The sequence below is a fragment of the Chryseobacterium sp. KLBC 52 genome, from assembly GCF_003347605.1.
Classification (GTDB): domain Bacteria; phylum Bacteroidota; class Bacteroidia; order Flavobacteriales; family Weeksellaceae; genus Chryseobacterium.
Genome location: NZ_QDFZ01000001.1, coordinates 254,342 through 267,761, shown reverse-complemented (window position 1 = coordinate 267,761; position 13,420 = coordinate 254,342). Strand labels below are relative to the sequence as shown.

Genomic DNA, 13,420 nt, shown 5'->3' with positions numbered 1-13,420 from the left:
TTTAATTTTGGCAAAGATAAAACTTATTTAACACATAGTTTTTCAAAATATTAGTATTTTTACTTTATGCCAATTGATACGATATACAGAACCTCCCAGTGCGAATGGGTAGATGTAGAGGCTCCTACTTTAGAAGACCTGAAATTTCTTCATGAAAGATATGAAATCAATAATCTTCTTCTGGAAGATACGATGGATCCTAATCACCTTCCGAAATATGAAGAAGACGGGAATGTAAAATTCTTTTTACTCCGTGAAAGCACAGAGCTGGAAAGAAAAAATCTCAATACCATCAGTGATATCAGCACCAAAATCGGAATTTTTCTGGTGGAAAATACCATCATCACCATCCATAGGATGAAGACCAGAAGCATCACCGAGACTAAGAAAAAAGTTTCTTCGATTCAGCAGGATGTTAGTCCTCAGCAAATCACACTGATGATTGCTATATTGATTATGAAAAGTTTTGATGATGAATCTTTAAGTCTGTTTGAAACAATGGATAATATTGAAAATGAGATTTTCCTTAAAAACACCAATCATACCAGCCAGATCCGCCGTCTTTACAAGCTGAAACGAAAATCCGGATTAAACTCCCGTGTACTGGTAATTTCTACAGATGCTATTGATAAATTTAAATTACTGAATTTACAGGACTCTGAGATTGTCGATTTAAAAGATAAACATAAAGATGTGGTTGCCGATTTTGATCATTTAAATATTCAGATTACCAACCTTATTTCCATGTTCCTGGCACTTTCGGACCAAAAGGCCAATCAGGTGATGAAGGTTTTGGCTATTTATTCGGTGTATTTCTTACCCATCACCTTTATTGCCGGGGTTTATGGGATGAATTTTGATAATATGCCTGAGCTTCATCATAAGTATGGCTATTTTATCACATTGGGAGCCATGGCAACCGTTGTGATCAGTACATTTATTTATGTACGACGAAGACAGTGGTAATTTAATATAAGGTTGTAAAATCTTTTATTCAACAGAATACCATCAGTTGATTACTTTTTGTCTTTCATCTGAAAACCACCAAAACAAAATACCATGAACCCTGAAAACCTCAACAAAATTCTTGAAGATCCATCTCTTTCGCAGACATCCAAAGATAAATTGCTTGCCTTACACGAGCACATTTCTGCGAAAGAATTCTCTGATCTGCTGGATCAGTCCGGGAATCAGTATATAGAATTTGTACAGGAAGGCGGTGGTGTCTGGGGAAGCGCGCTGGTAGGCTATCTTTATGGGCTGGAAATATTTGGCATCCGTTTTCTGAAAGTGGCCGGAACGAGTGCAGGAGCGATCAACACCATGCTGATTGCGGCCTGTAAGACCAAAGAAGAAGCTAAAAGTGAGCTTATCAAGGATATTCTTTTCAGCTGGAATTTTGCAGATTTTATGGATGGGAAAACCTATGTAAAGACCACTCTCCATGCCATGCTGAACAACAAAGATTTCTTTAAGATTAATGCAATTATTGCGGTGATCCTCTTCATTATTCTTCTGAGTATTCCCTTTCTCGCTCCTCCCACAACAATACTCAATGCCAAGCTGATGTTTCTGATTCCCTTGATTCCGGCTGTCATTCTTTTTTTCTGTGTTAAAAAGCTGTACAATAATTTCAGGAAGGAAAACAGCGGACTGAATCCCGGAAATGTTTTTCAGAATACCATGCAAAATGCACTGGATCAGTTTGGGATAAAAACGGTTGCCCAGCTCAACAAAAAATTCATTCAGAAAGAGGGTGATCTCAATCTCAACTACCGTTATGGAAACGGGCAGGAATATTATCAGGTGGCTTTGCAGAGCATTGAAAAAATTAAAATCAAAAATCAGGTACATATTGATCAAACCCGATACAGAATTTTCTATGAAAGCGCCGTCAATAATGATTATTATAAAAACAATCCTTTCTACCTTCTGAAATCTGAATATGTGGTTATTACCACTGATATCAATGCGAAAATTAAAGTAGAACTTCCTACAATGGCCAATCTTTACTGGTCTGAAGAGGAATTAAAACACATCAGCCCGGCTGAATTTGTAAGAGCCTCTATGGCGGTTCCTTTTTTCTTTGAGCCTTTTCAGAAGCCCATCGATAAAGACGATGATTCTGTAAAATATGCATGGAGATACTGGATGAATACGAAGCCCGAAGACATTTATCCTGCAGGAATTTTCATTGACGGCGGCAGTATTTCCAACTTCCCTATTGACCTGTTTCATGCCGATGAAGTTTTTTATCCAAGAATGCCTCTTTTCGGAGTTCAACTGACAAGTGATTCTGCTATTCTTTCTGAAAAAGGAAAAACCAGTGAAGAAATTATGAAAACACCCTTCAGCTATGCCGGAAATATCATCAGTACCCTGAAAGGTTTTAATGATAAAACATTCCTAACCAAACATACATTCTATCGTTCATACAGCATACAAAGTGTAAATTGTGGTACCAGCAGCTGGCTGAATTTCTTTATGAAAAAAGAGGAAAAAGAAGAACTTTTTAACCGAGGGTTTCAGGCTGCCCTTGAATTTCTCAATACATTTGATTGGGAAAAGTACAAATATGAAAGAATGATGCTTACCATGAAGGAGAAAAAAATACTGAAGGAAGAGGATACGCCTACGGTGGGATAAGGTTTTTTAAATTTAAATAATGAATAAGTGAACTGGATTATCAGAAGTACAAAAAAGGTAAAATTCCATACAAATCTTCATGAGGTTTTGAAACCTATATGGAATGATCTTGCCATTTATAAGTGGATTTTGACGGATTTAGATTTTATATCTGATCAGACTCTTTCCATTAATTTTGATGAAGAATATTTTGTGTTGGATCATCCGGAATTTGAACAGCTCTATCAAAGCAATACTCAGATCATTTGGGGGATCATTTCAGCCGTTCCAAATACTATTGAACCCGATACTTCAGCCTTTTCTATCTTATCTGTTGAAGATACAAATGTTTGGGAACCGGATCATTTTTTAATTCAGGAAAGTATCTTAGAAATTGTTGCGTTTGACAGTGGGTATACAATTGTAAAATGTAAGGATCAAAATCTTTCAGATAAGTTTAAAGAGTATTTTCAGGAACAGGCAATAGATCTGCAGAAGTTCAACGAGAAATATAGAACTGGAGCATGAAAAAATTGATCTCAGAAAAGTTTCACATTATTATTTTGACAGTTACTGTAATTTTTATCATATTTTGTTTAATTAGTGCCCATTTAGGAATAAACAATATACTCAAAAGCCCAAAATACACCATTGGAGAAGCTATATCAGACTGGCATCACAAAAACAGTAATGGCGTAGGAGTAGATTATAAATATCATGTGAATGGTATTACCTATTCTAAAACGGCTAATGTCTCTTATCAGAAAGGAGATAGGTTCCTGATTATTTTTGATTCTATAAATCCTGATAATTCGGCACTACTTGACATCTACTCTATTGAGAATTATCTCATAGATTTAAAAATTCCCGCAAAGGGTTGGAAATATCAGGATGTTCCCTTTAATATTGATAGTAACACCATAAAGAAATATATTCAGGACTGGAATGTGGAACCTTTTGAATACATACAAAAGTAAGTTGAACTCATTTTAATTCAAGTCCAACTTTACTTTTTATTCTGTTATAAATTATCCAGAAACTCCAGATACATCGGAACGCTTCTGTTGATCCATTCATCGGAAGAATCTCTTTCAATCCCGTAATAGACGAAAGGTTCCTTATAATCGGCTTTTATATAATCAAAAGTCAGTTCATAAGGTCGGAAAAGTTCCTTCATCGTGTATTTGTATTCTCCGGATGTGGAGTATCCTTCTTCATCTATTCCTGCGGTTACAGCCAGTGACATTTTCTTTCCGGCCAATTTGAAACCGCTGTTGCTTCCGTACGCCCAGCCATACAAAACCACCTCATCCAGCCATTGCTTTAAAAGTGGTGGACTGCTGAACCAGTAAAAAGGAAACTGAAATACAATGTTGTCATAAGATTCCATCAGCTTTTGCTCTTCCGCCACATTGATTTTTCCATCAGGGTATGCTTGATAAAGTTGATGAACCGTATATTTTTCGGGGTATTTTTTTAACTCGTCGATCCATCTTTTATTGATTACAGATTTTTCAATATCAGGATGCGTTACAATCACTAATGTTTTCATTATGCTTAAATTTCTATTACAAAATTACAACACGTTACTTACATTTCGTACATTAGCAACCTATTGTATGGTACTATAAAAAATGTAAGTAATGACTAAAATAAAGGAAACTTCAACCAATTTTGCCAATAAAAAAGCACTTGCTGATGAATGTCCGGAAATCTATGCTTCCAACATTATCGGAGGGCAATGGGCATTGGCCATCTGTTGCTATCTGATCAACGGGAAAATGAGATTCGGGGAACTAAGAAAGAAGCTTCAGACCATTACCGAACGTATGCTTACGCTGCAGCTCCGCAGACTGGAAGAAGACAAAATTATTACCAGAACTGTATATGCAGAAGTTCCGCCAAGAGTAGAATATGAACTTACAGAAATCGGCTATAAATTGAAGCCCATCATTCTTGAGTTTGAAAAATGGGGTAATGAACATAAACAGATTATGGAAAAGAAATAAAAAGGTTTTGGTTAAAAGATTTTCGCAAAGATCTTACATTAGCGAAGGCAGGCCCCTAAAATGATCTGATCAGTTCAATATAAATGGACTTTCTTTTTCTATTCTTAATTTCGGAAGCTGGATTCCTGCAGAATGACACAGTGTATGCATAATGGCAACCAATTCTATATGTCATTCCATAGAAATCCAGGCTTATTAATTGAAAAAATAGTTGTATTCTACTTCCCCTCAGCCTCTTTCCACAAAGGCTTTTGAGCCAATACTTTTGCGTGAATCGCACAACTTTCATGATGAGCACCTTGCAGATATCCGGTGCTCATAAGAAATTCGTTTACAATTTCCCCGCCAGTGAATTTGAATGTTTTTTTGAAAAGCTTCATCCATTCCTGCAAAGTCATGGGATGATGATGCTCCAGCCATTTTTCAAAAGAACCAAATTCCTTTTGTAATACAATGATTGTTTTAGCATTTTCGATGGCAGCATTCACTTTTAGTTTATTCCTGATAATTCCCGGATCGCCCAGTAATCTCTCACGGTCTTCTTCTGTATAACCGGCTATTTTCTGAATATCAAATTGGTCATAAGCTTTTCTGAAACTGTCTTCTTTTTTCAGAACCGTTTCCCAGCTCAGCCCTGCCTGATTGATTTCAAGAATGAGCCTTCCAAACAATTCATTATCATCGTGAATAGGAAACCCATAATAATTGTCATGGTAATTTTTATGCAGTTCTTTTCTGCTTTCGGGCTGCATTCCATCTATTGCTAAACAATAACTCATTACAATATATTTTCTGTTGTTATGTAAGATTTTTCGATTTGTAAAGATAAACCGGAAATGTGACAACTGTCCGTCAGTAGTGATTTTTAATTTTTACATTTTAACAGAACAAAATAGTTTTTAGTTAAAAGTTTGCTGAACCCTATTGAAATAAAGTGTAGTTTTGTAATCATGCACAATTCAGGAGTCCATATGAAAACTTATAAAGCGATCATTACGATGCTTATTTTGGTGTTTTCACTATCTCCCTGTTCTGTAAAAAGAAATGTTCTTGATATTTTTGACATTCAGTTTATCAGCGGACTGAATAAGGTAAAAACAACCTCATCAATTTCCTATAGCTGTGATCTGGCATCTGCTTCTTCCGGAATTTCGGTTTCAAAAAACAAAACTCAGAGCCAATACAAAGATTCTTTTTCTTATTTTTTTTCAACAACCGGCAATTCTGCTGAAAAAAGGATTTCTTTCAATAACTACTCGGGGTATTCTACAGGAAACAGCCCTCCGAAATATATTCTATTCAAAAGACTGAAGCTTAATCTGGGTTAAAAATTTTTAAGCCTAATTAAAAAATCAGTTTTTACAATACAATATTAATTTCAATGAAACATATTACAAACAGCCAGTCTTCGGACCTGGCCGGATTATATACTTTATCCCTCCGCATGGTTATCGGATGGACTTACTTTTCAGCATTCTGGCGCAGATTAATCCTTGAAAACAAGCTTATTCCTGATGAAAAGGGATACATTGGGGAAAAATTCAATCATTTCTTACCCAATGCCCTGGGAATAAAACCAGTTATTGAATACCTGGTGACTCATCCCGATGCTTTGCAACGCTCCATGATGATTTTTACCATTATCGAAGCCATTGTTGGATTGTTCATTATCCTGGGATTATTGACCCGCTTAATGAGTATCGGAATTTTCAGTCTTGCGCTCGGAATTTTACTGGGTTCCGGCTGGCTGGGAACAACCTGCCTTGATGAATGGCAAATAGGTGTTTTAGGTGTTGCAGGCGGCTTTGTTTTGTTTCTGACAGGAAGCGGAGCTTATTCTCTGGACAATTATTTCATAAAGAATAACAAAAAATTCACTCAGAAAAGATGGTTTCAATGGTTGGGATCAGGGAGTTTTCCTATTTCAAATCCGAAGGTTTTTGTATTGGGAGCTTCACTCATTATATTTGGATTAACCCTTTTTACCAATCAATATTTTCACGGTGGTGTATGGGGAACACTGCATAATAAATCGGTAAAGCCTAAGCTGGAAATTTCAAACATCTCTCATAATCATTCAAAGTTAAGCTTTGAAGTCTACAGAACAGAAGGTGCTGACGTGTATGGGTCTTTCCTCATCGGTATTCATATTCTCGACAAAAAGGGAAAGATTTTAAAGGAATTTGATCATAAAGAACTCTCCGGAATTTCTAAAGAAAATATTCAAAATCATTATGTCGCCAAAGTGAAACCGGGAAAACACAGTCTGGTAATTCCATTGGGAGCCAAAGCAGATGTGACACTGAATATTGATGATATTTTCCAAAAAAATGATATCCACAGTCTGAAACTGATTGATGTAAGTGGTATTGAGTGGATAGAGAGGGTTGAATAAGGTTTGGGATGCGGGATACGGGGTTTGGGATTCGAGGATTGGAGTTTATTATTTTAACGTTTTATATTTGGACTAAAGCCGTTGGACTATGTATTTCTTATGAATTGGGCTTCCTTCTTGAACTAACGCTCGTAACCTTTCTGGTTATGCTCTGGATTATAGCCCTTTCCTATTGATTTTTTTTCTACGATTAGAATTCTGTTACAATTAAAATCTGCAGAATCAGCAAAATCTGCGAGATGCTTTATACGCATCAGTCAAACCATAGATATTCATTTACACAAAAAAGCGGACTAAAGTCCGCTTTAATTCATATTTGATATTACTTTTCTGAGACAAAGACATGATAGCTGCAAGAGCTGTCCGGATCAAGCTTGAGTACTTTTATATCCAATAAAACATCCAGTCCCATAGTGTCGCAAACGCCCTGTATGAAAGGTTTTATGACTGGCCACTTCAGCAGACCTGCAATTTGCAGGCTATGAGTGATTTTATGGTAACGGTCTACTCCTTTAATAAGCAATTCGCATTTGTAGTCATTTAATTCTTTAAATTCAAAATTGTATTCGGGACTGGATGTAAAAACTGCTCCTATCAATATTTTGGCAACCGCTGGAATTCCGGGCTGCAGATTAGGTTTTGTTTCAAGATTCCTCAGAGCCATTCTTGATCCGAGGTCGTACATAAAAGTACTGGAAAGCTGTTCAATAGCTTCTGGTCCGTAAAGTTTTCCGATCTGTTTAAGCATACCACCATAAAAAGCTCCCGTAATATCAGACAGACGCTGGGTAAGCTCTGTAAAAGTTCCGGGAAAGAAATCTGCGATAAGTTGAGCCTGATTCATTTCAGGAAGATAGATATCGTTTTTTCTGAAATCTGATAATGCCAGGTAAGTTTCCGGCAGTTGAATTTGATTCATATGTAATACGTTATTAGTGTTTTGAAATCATGGTTTAGTATAATAATAAATAGAATACTTCATACAGCTTTCAGATGTTGAAAAATTGTCTTTATGAAATATAAAATAATGTAAAGTGCAATTCGATCAGTTAATTTTATTACCCTAGATTCAGATAAAAGACCGACATAATATTCCGGAAAACCCTTTTTGAAAAAGATTTTAAGAGATGAGGGATTGTATTCATATTTTTTTCATTTGGTACTGTAAAGCTAGAAAAAATAAATAAACTCTCCAATAAGTGATATTATTTTTTGTTTAATAAAATGAAAACTAAAAGTTATTGGCTTTTACTATTTTACAGAAGACACAGCATAAAAAAACCTTCGAAATTCTCGAAGGTTTTTATTTAAAATTTAGTGCATGGCTTCACTCAAATCTATTTTTTCTTTGCTCTTTCTTTCCTTTACAAGTAAGATAAACGGAATACATATCAGGAATATGATTCCAAGGTAAAGAAAGACGTCCATATAAGATAAAACAGTTGCCTGCTTCGTTACGGATAGATCTAGCATTTTATACGCTGCATTCATTGCGGCATCAGGTGTCATTCCTTTGGCTACAAAATTCGCTTTAAGAGCGGCTAGTCTTTGCTGTACATCAAAACTGTTTTCGTCCAGATGGGAAATTAAGTTATTCCTGTATTTCTGGCCTGCATTGGCAATAAAGGTTGTGATCGCTGCTATCCCGAAAGATCCTCCCAGCTGTCTCATCATCCCTGTAAAAGCGGCTCCCTGGCCAATCTCCTGCCCTTTCAATGTACTTAATGACAAAGAGGTGATTGGAATAAACAACAACCCTAAACCTGCTCCTCTTACGATCAACATCCAGAAGAAAGCTTCTTTACTGGTATCCGGTGTCAGAATTTTGTATCCCCAGAAACTGTAAACAAAGAAGATAAAGAGTCCTAATGAAACCAGAATCTGCTGTTTTGCTCCTTTTGCCAATAATCTACCAATGATAGGCATCATGAAAGCCGTCGTTAACGCCGCCGGAATCATCAATGCTCCTGACTGAAGTGCCGTCCAACCCAAAATACTCTGAGTATAAAGAGGAACGATGAATGTAGAACCATACAATCCGAATCCAAGCACGAATGACATCATAGTTCCGATTCTCAGGTTACTATTTTTAAGCACCCTGAGCTCAACGATCGGATATTTAAAGGTAAGTTCCCTCCAAAGGAATAAAATAAATCCCAAAACAGCAGCTACGGTAAACGCTACAATCATTCCGCTGGCAAACCAGTCTTCTTCATGACCTCTTTCCAGAATGAATTGTAATGATCCCACTGTTACTGCCAGTAATGCAATTCCAAGCCAGTCAACATCCGAGACTTTACGTTTTTCTGCATATTTCGGACTTCTTACAAACTGCAGCGTCATCAATGTTGCTGCAATCCCAATCGGAATATTAATATAGAAAATATAGGGCCAGCTGAAATTATCAACGATATACCCTCCAAGTGGCGGACCCAATGTAGGACCGATGATTACTCCCAGACCATAAATCGCCTGAGCCATACTTCTTTTTTCAATCGGATAAGATTCCGTAATGATCGTTTGTGAAGTTACCAATAAGGCTCCCCCACCGATTCCCTGCATCAATCTGAAAAACACGAGTTCCCAGATATTCGTCGCATTTCCACATAAAAATGAAAATATGGTAAATATAATGATGGATGCCGCAAAGTAATTTCTACGCCCAAACTGCTGGGAAAGCCAGCTCGTCATTGGTACTATAATTACGTTACCAATGGCATAAGCCGTAATTACCCAACCCACTTCAGAAAGTGTAGATCCAAGATTCCCCTTCATTTCATTCAAGGCAACATTAACAATCGTGGAGTCTACAATTTCAAGAAGGGCACAAAGGATAGCCGTAATCGTAATGATTACTCTACGCGCTCCATATTCTACTAATGAATCTTGCATAAGTTTTTTTCGATGTAAAAAATCAATGGTGAATTTTGCTTCGCAAGTGAATGATGAATTGAAAACAGTCTATTTTAAATAGGAGAACAAAACACATTCACTCTTAACAACGAAGTTCATTGATTTTTAACAATTTTAAATATTATTTCAAAGCAACTTCAGCTTTTACGTTCATTCCTGTTCTCAGTCTTTTGGCAATATCTTTATCAAGATTTACAAAATCGATTTTTACAGGAAGTCTCTGAACTACTTTTACGAAGTTACCACTCGCATTATCCGGAGGAAGAATAGAGAAAGTAGCTCCTGTAGCCGGAGAGAAAGAGCTTACTACTCCTTCAAATTCTTTATCAGGGAAGGCATCAATCTCAATTTTCACTTTCTGGCCTTCTACCATTTTATCTACCTGTGTTTCCTTAAAGTTAGCCACTACCCATTTCTGGTCATTTTTAACCAAAGCAAACAACTGTGCACCAGCCTGCAGATACTGACCTGCCTGTGTAGGTACTTTTCCTACATACCCATCTTCAGGGGCAAGGATTACGGTATATGATAAGTTTAATTTTGCATTTTCTACATCTACTTCTCTTTGTTTAGCCACAGATCCTGCCACACTGATTTGTTGTGAACTTGCAGCTGTTTGAGAAGATGCAATGTGAGTCTGCTGAGCAATTTGGTTTCTCTGGTCCACCAAAACCTGTAACTGTCTGTCTGCAGATTGTTTCGCTGCCAAAGCCTGCTCATATTGTTGTTCTGTAATAGAATGGTCTTTTACAAGATTAGCATATCTCTTCAAATCCTGAGAAGTTTTCCAAACATTTACTTTTGCTGCTTCTATCTGCGCATTAGCCGTAACTACTGCTGCTTCTGAAGAACCGATATTTTTTGAAGTCGCTGTGGTAGTAGCTTCTGCATTGGAGATATTGCTTTTAGCAGTAGATAATGCTGCCTGAGCCTGATCAAGAGCCATTTTCTGATCTCTGTTATCCAAAATCACCAAAGTATCTCCTTTCTTTACAAACTGGTTGTCTTTTACTTTTACCTGAGCTACATAGCCTGATATTTTAGAAATTACCGGTGCCATATTGGAAGCAATCTGAGCATCGTCTGTCTCTTCATGATACTGTCCGTAAGTAAAGGCTCTGTAACCGTAGATTCCTCCTCCGATTACTACTGCCGCTAAAATGATAGGAAAAACTAAACTTTTTTTCTTTTTAGGTTCAGCTGCCTGTGTATTATTATTTTCCATTTTGGTTTCGATCTGATTATTTAATTGTTAAAGTTCCTGTTGTCTGTAATAGTTTTCTGTATGCCAGTGCAGCATCTGCCTTAGCATTGATCACTCCAACGTTGGCAGCAATCTGTGCCGCGTCTGCATCCAGTAATTCAGTCATGGTTGCAAGGCCGTTGTCGTATTTATTTTTTGTTATTCTGTAATTTTCATTGGCCTGCTCAGCAGATTTTTCAAAAACAGCAATTCTCTTTTTTGAATAATCTGTGTTCTGGTATTCTCTGTTGACATCAAGCTTAATATTATCATTCAGTAATTCATCGGTTGCAGCAAGCTGTTTTTCTCTCGCCTGCGACTGTCTCAATGAAGAATTTTCTTTCCACAGGTTGGACAAGTTGTAAGAAACTCCAATCCCTACATTAACGGCATTGTATACCGTAAGAAACTTAGGAATATCTGCCGCTACATAACCACCTGTAAATGCGATAGAAGGAAGATTTTCTGCTTTTGCTGCTTTTGATCCCAGTTCTGCTGCTTTTCTCTGCTGTGCCAACGCTTGTAAATCTTTACGGTTTTCTCTGGCTTCAGTAACATAAAAATCAACAGGTTTTACGTCTGATCCTTCTTCAATATAATTTTCATCTACTGCAAGTTCCGTAGTTTCAGGAAGGCCTAATAAAAGGTCCATATTGATGTTGGCAATATTGTAGTTATTCTTAGCTTCCAATAACTGAAGTTCAATATTTGAAGTCTGAAGATTTGCCTTTAATCTATCGTTTCTCGCAATCAAACCGTTGTTTTCCATTTTAAGGAAGGTTTCATCTCTTTTTTGAGAAGCGGCAAGATTTTCTTCAAAAACCTTGATAGACTGGTTCGCTTTAAACAGATTATTATAAGCCTGGGCAACGTTATAAGCAATGGCAATTTTATCATTCTCAGTGCTTAGTTTAGAAGCTTCTACCAGATATTTAGCAGACTGAATTCCGTATTTGATTCTTCCACCGCTGTAGATCGGAACACTAAGATTAGCTGAACCGTAAAGTACCTGATGTATTTCAGGTCCGCCAGCTCCACCGGCAAGACCAGGAAGTTTGATATCAACATTCGGTTTTATCGGAAGGTACATATAGCTACCTGACACTTTTAATTCCGGTAGTTGTCTGTTTTTAGCTTCCAAAAGGTCAGCTGTAGCCTCTTCGATCTTGGCTGCATCGATCTTGAGATTCTTGCTGTTCTGGATTCCCAGCTGCACGGCCTCGTCAAGAGAAAGTGTTTTTTTCTCCTGAGCATTTACATTTGCTATTCCTACGAATAGTGATAATGCAATCACTGAGTTATTTATTCTCTTCATAACCTAAAAGGTCTTTTAGTAAATATTTAATATGTTTATTAAGTTCTGTGTAGTATTTTTCATCAAAAGCTTCTTCATCTTCTGTTTCATTCAGGAACTCTTTATACATTTCTTTCGCGTTGAATGCATAAAACAAGGTTCCGCTTACGGTAGAATGCAGGAGATAAATGGGTGGATTTTTGGTGAAAATTCCATTTTTAAGGCCGCTTTCCAATATTTGTGAATACATGGAAAGAAATCCCATTTTGGTTTGCTTCAAAAATTCTACAATCTGAGGATTTTTGGTATGCAGCTGTTCTCTCTGCATAATCCTGTAGAAACATTTTTGAGTCCGGATCTTGTGAGAAAACTGATCGATTACTCTTTCAATCTTCTGCCACTCGTTGATGTCGGTTCTTCCCAAAAGATCTTTTGAAAAAAACTGACCTTCATTCATTCTGTATTCCACTAATTTCTCATAAAGTTTTTCCTTAGAGCCAAAATAATATGAGATCATAGAGATGTTTACATTAGCCGCCTTTGCAATTTCCCGGGTAGAGGTTCCTTCGAATCCCTTTTCTGCAAAGAGCTTCTCGGCAGCGAATAATATATTTTCTTCTTTTGAAATCATGCTAGTGTTCTTTTTTCAGGGCGCAAATGTACACAAGTTTTGCTTCAAATCAAACGATTGATTGATTTTTTAATATAGATTTAATTTATTGCAACGAAAAGACAGTTTCTATAATAGATGCTAAAACCGAAGGAAAGGGGCTTTTTAATGAAAAATACTTCAGGGAAAGTTGATATTCATTTAATAATTGAGAAAAATTCCAAAGGAAAAATTTTAGTTTTCAACCCCTTTTATATTGAAGTATGCATAATAAAAAAGGGAAAGTGAGAACAAAATGACAATCCTTCTATGGTAATAAACACAAACTCCG

The 13,420-nt window shown here is 36.7% G+C and carries 14 protein-coding genes; 7 read left to right on the top strand and 7 right to left on the bottom strand.

The genetic code is table 11. From position 1 onward, the window contains the following. The first annotated feature begins 66 nt into the window (after positions 1-66). The 4 genes from DDF69_RS01165 (at position 67) to DDF69_RS01150 (ending at position 3,602) form a co-directional block, all read left to right on the top strand. Positions 67-966 carry a CorA family divalent cation transporter gene (locus DDF69_RS01165; protein ID WP_114819160.1) on the top strand — a complete coding sequence of 300 codons (900 nt, stop codon included), beginning with the start codon at positions 67-69 and terminating at the stop codon, positions 964-966. A 93-nt stretch (positions 967-1,059) separates the two neighbouring features. Then, positions 1,060-2,646, top strand: coding sequence for a patatin-like phospholipase family protein (locus tag DDF69_RS01160; protein WP_114819159.1), 1,587 nt, complete (start codon positions 1,060-1,062; stop codon positions 2,644-2,646). 27 nt (positions 2,647-2,673) lie between these two features. Next, the gene (locus DDF69_RS01155) at positions 2,674-3,153 is read left to right on the top strand and encodes a hypothetical protein (RefSeq protein WP_114819158.1); all 480 of its coding nucleotides are present in this window, start codon (positions 2,674-2,676) and stop codon (positions 3,151-3,153) included. Then, positions 3,150-3,602, top strand: a complete 453-nt coding sequence (locus tag DDF69_RS01150; RefSeq protein ID WP_114819157.1) for a hypothetical protein — start codon at positions 3,150-3,152, stop codon at positions 3,600-3,602. The genes DDF69_RS01155 and DDF69_RS01150 overlap by 4 nt, the downstream gene beginning before the upstream one ends. A gap of 44 nt (positions 3,603-3,646) precedes the next feature. Here the strand turns inward: DDF69_RS01150 and DDF69_RS01145 are convergent, their stop codons facing one another. After that, complete coding sequence (locus tag DDF69_RS01145; protein WP_114819156.1) at positions 3,647-4,177, bottom strand: NAD(P)H-dependent oxidoreductase; 531 nt, start codon at positions 4,175-4,177, stop codon at positions 3,647-3,649. 91 nt (positions 4,178-4,268) lie between these two features. Between DDF69_RS01145 and DDF69_RS01140 the strand changes: the two genes are divergently transcribed. Next, entirely contained in the window at positions 4,269-4,634 is a 366-nt protein-coding gene (locus tag DDF69_RS01140) for a winged helix-turn-helix transcriptional regulator (protein ID WP_114819155.1), read from the top strand. Positions 4,635-4,852: 218 nt separating this feature from the next. Here the strand turns inward: DDF69_RS01140 and DDF69_RS01135 are convergent, their stop codons facing one another. Then, complete coding sequence (locus DDF69_RS01135) at positions 4,853-5,413, bottom strand: DNA-3-methyladenine glycosylase I (RefSeq protein ID WP_114819154.1); 561 nt, start codon at positions 5,411-5,413, stop codon at positions 4,853-4,855. 192 nt (positions 5,414-5,605) lie between these two features. Here DDF69_RS01135 and DDF69_RS01130 point away from each other — a divergent pair, with 192 nt between their 5' ends. Continuing rightward, positions 5,606-5,962 (top strand): hypothetical protein, encoded by a 357-nt coding sequence (locus DDF69_RS01130; protein WP_162800844.1) that lies wholly within the window; start codon positions 5,606-5,608, stop codon positions 5,960-5,962. Positions 5,963-6,015: 53 nt separating this feature from the next. Next, a complete protein-coding gene (locus DDF69_RS01125) occupies positions 6,016-7,029 on the top strand; it encodes a TQO small subunit DoxD (protein ID WP_114819152.1) in 1,014 nt (337 codons plus the stop codon). Positions 7,030-7,351: 322 nt separating this feature from the next. Here the strand turns inward: DDF69_RS01125 and DDF69_RS01120 are convergent, their stop codons facing one another. The 5 genes from DDF69_RS01120 to DDF69_RS01100 all read right to left on the bottom strand — a co-directional run bounded on the left by DDF69_RS01120 (position 7,352) and on the right by DDF69_RS01100 (position 13,110). Continuing rightward, positions 7,352-7,948 carry a hypothetical protein gene (locus DDF69_RS01120; RefSeq protein WP_114819151.1) on the bottom strand — a complete coding sequence of 199 codons (597 nt, stop codon included), beginning with the start codon at positions 7,946-7,948 and terminating at the stop codon, positions 7,352-7,354. 395 nt (positions 7,949-8,343) lie between these two features. Beyond that, positions 8,344-9,921, bottom strand: a complete 1,578-nt coding sequence (locus tag DDF69_RS01115; RefSeq protein WP_114819150.1) for a DHA2 family efflux MFS transporter permease subunit — start codon at positions 9,919-9,921, stop codon at positions 8,344-8,346. Between the two features lie 142 nt (positions 9,922-10,063). Beyond that, positions 10,064-11,167, bottom strand: coding sequence for an HlyD family secretion protein (locus tag DDF69_RS01110; protein ID WP_114819149.1), 1,104 nt, complete (start codon positions 11,165-11,167; stop codon positions 10,064-10,066). Between the two features lie 16 nt (positions 11,168-11,183). Beyond that, positions 11,184-12,500 carry a TolC family protein gene (locus DDF69_RS01105; RefSeq protein ID WP_114819148.1) on the bottom strand — a complete coding sequence of 439 codons (1,317 nt, stop codon included), beginning with the start codon at positions 12,498-12,500 and terminating at the stop codon, positions 11,184-11,186. Beyond that, the gene (locus DDF69_RS01100; RefSeq protein ID WP_114819147.1) at positions 12,484-13,110 is read right to left on the bottom strand and encodes a TetR/AcrR family transcriptional regulator; all 627 of its coding nucleotides are present in this window, start codon (positions 13,108-13,110) and stop codon (positions 12,484-12,486) included. The genes DDF69_RS01105 and DDF69_RS01100 overlap by 17 nt, the downstream gene beginning before the upstream one ends. Between the last annotated feature and the right edge of the window lie 310 nt (positions 13,111-13,420).

Excerpts from the sequence above, each read along its gene's own strand:
- DDF69_RS01165 (WP_114819160.1), top strand. The coding sequence starts at position 67 with ATGCCAATTGATACGATATACAGAACCTCCCAGTGCGAATGGGTAGAT.
- DDF69_RS01160 (WP_114819159.1), top strand. The coding sequence starts at position 1,060 with ATGAACCCTGAAAACCTCAACAAAATTCTTGAAGATCCATCTCTTTCG.
- DDF69_RS01150 (WP_114819157.1), top strand. The coding sequence starts at position 3,150 with ATGAAAAAATTGATCTCAGAAAAGTTTCACATTATTATTTTGACAGTT.
- DDF69_RS01145 (WP_114819156.1), bottom strand. The coding sequence starts at position 4,177 with ATGAAAACATTAGTGATTGTAACGCATCCTGATATTGAAAAATCTGTA.
- DDF69_RS01140 (WP_114819155.1), top strand. The coding sequence starts at position 4,269 with ATGACTAAAATAAAGGAAACTTCAACCAATTTTGCCAATAAAAAAGCA.
- DDF69_RS01135 (WP_114819154.1), bottom strand. The coding sequence starts at position 5,413 with ATGAGTTATTGTTTAGCAATAGATGGAATGCAGCCCGAAAGCAGAAAA.
- DDF69_RS01130 (WP_162800844.1), top strand. The coding sequence starts at position 5,606 with ATGAAAACTTATAAAGCGATCATTACGATGCTTATTTTGGTGTTTTCA.
- DDF69_RS01125 (WP_114819152.1), top strand. The coding sequence starts at position 6,016 with ATGAAACATATTACAAACAGCCAGTCTTCGGACCTGGCCGGATTATAT.
- DDF69_RS01120 (WP_114819151.1), bottom strand. The coding sequence starts at position 7,948 with ATGAATCAAATTCAACTGCCGGAAACTTACCTGGCATTATCAGATTTC.
- DDF69_RS01115 (WP_114819150.1), bottom strand. The coding sequence starts at position 9,921 with ATGCAAGATTCATTAGTAGAATATGGAGCGCGTAGAGTAATCATTACG.
- DDF69_RS01110 (WP_114819149.1), bottom strand. The coding sequence starts at position 11,167 with ATGGAAAATAATAATACACAGGCAGCTGAACCTAAAAAGAAAAAAAGT.
- DDF69_RS01105 (WP_114819148.1), bottom strand. The coding sequence starts at position 12,500 with ATGAAGAGAATAAATAACTCAGTGATTGCATTATCACTATTCGTAGGA.
- DDF69_RS01100 (WP_114819147.1), bottom strand. The coding sequence starts at position 13,110 with ATGATTTCAAAAGAAGAAAATATATTATTCGCTGCCGAGAAGCTCTTT.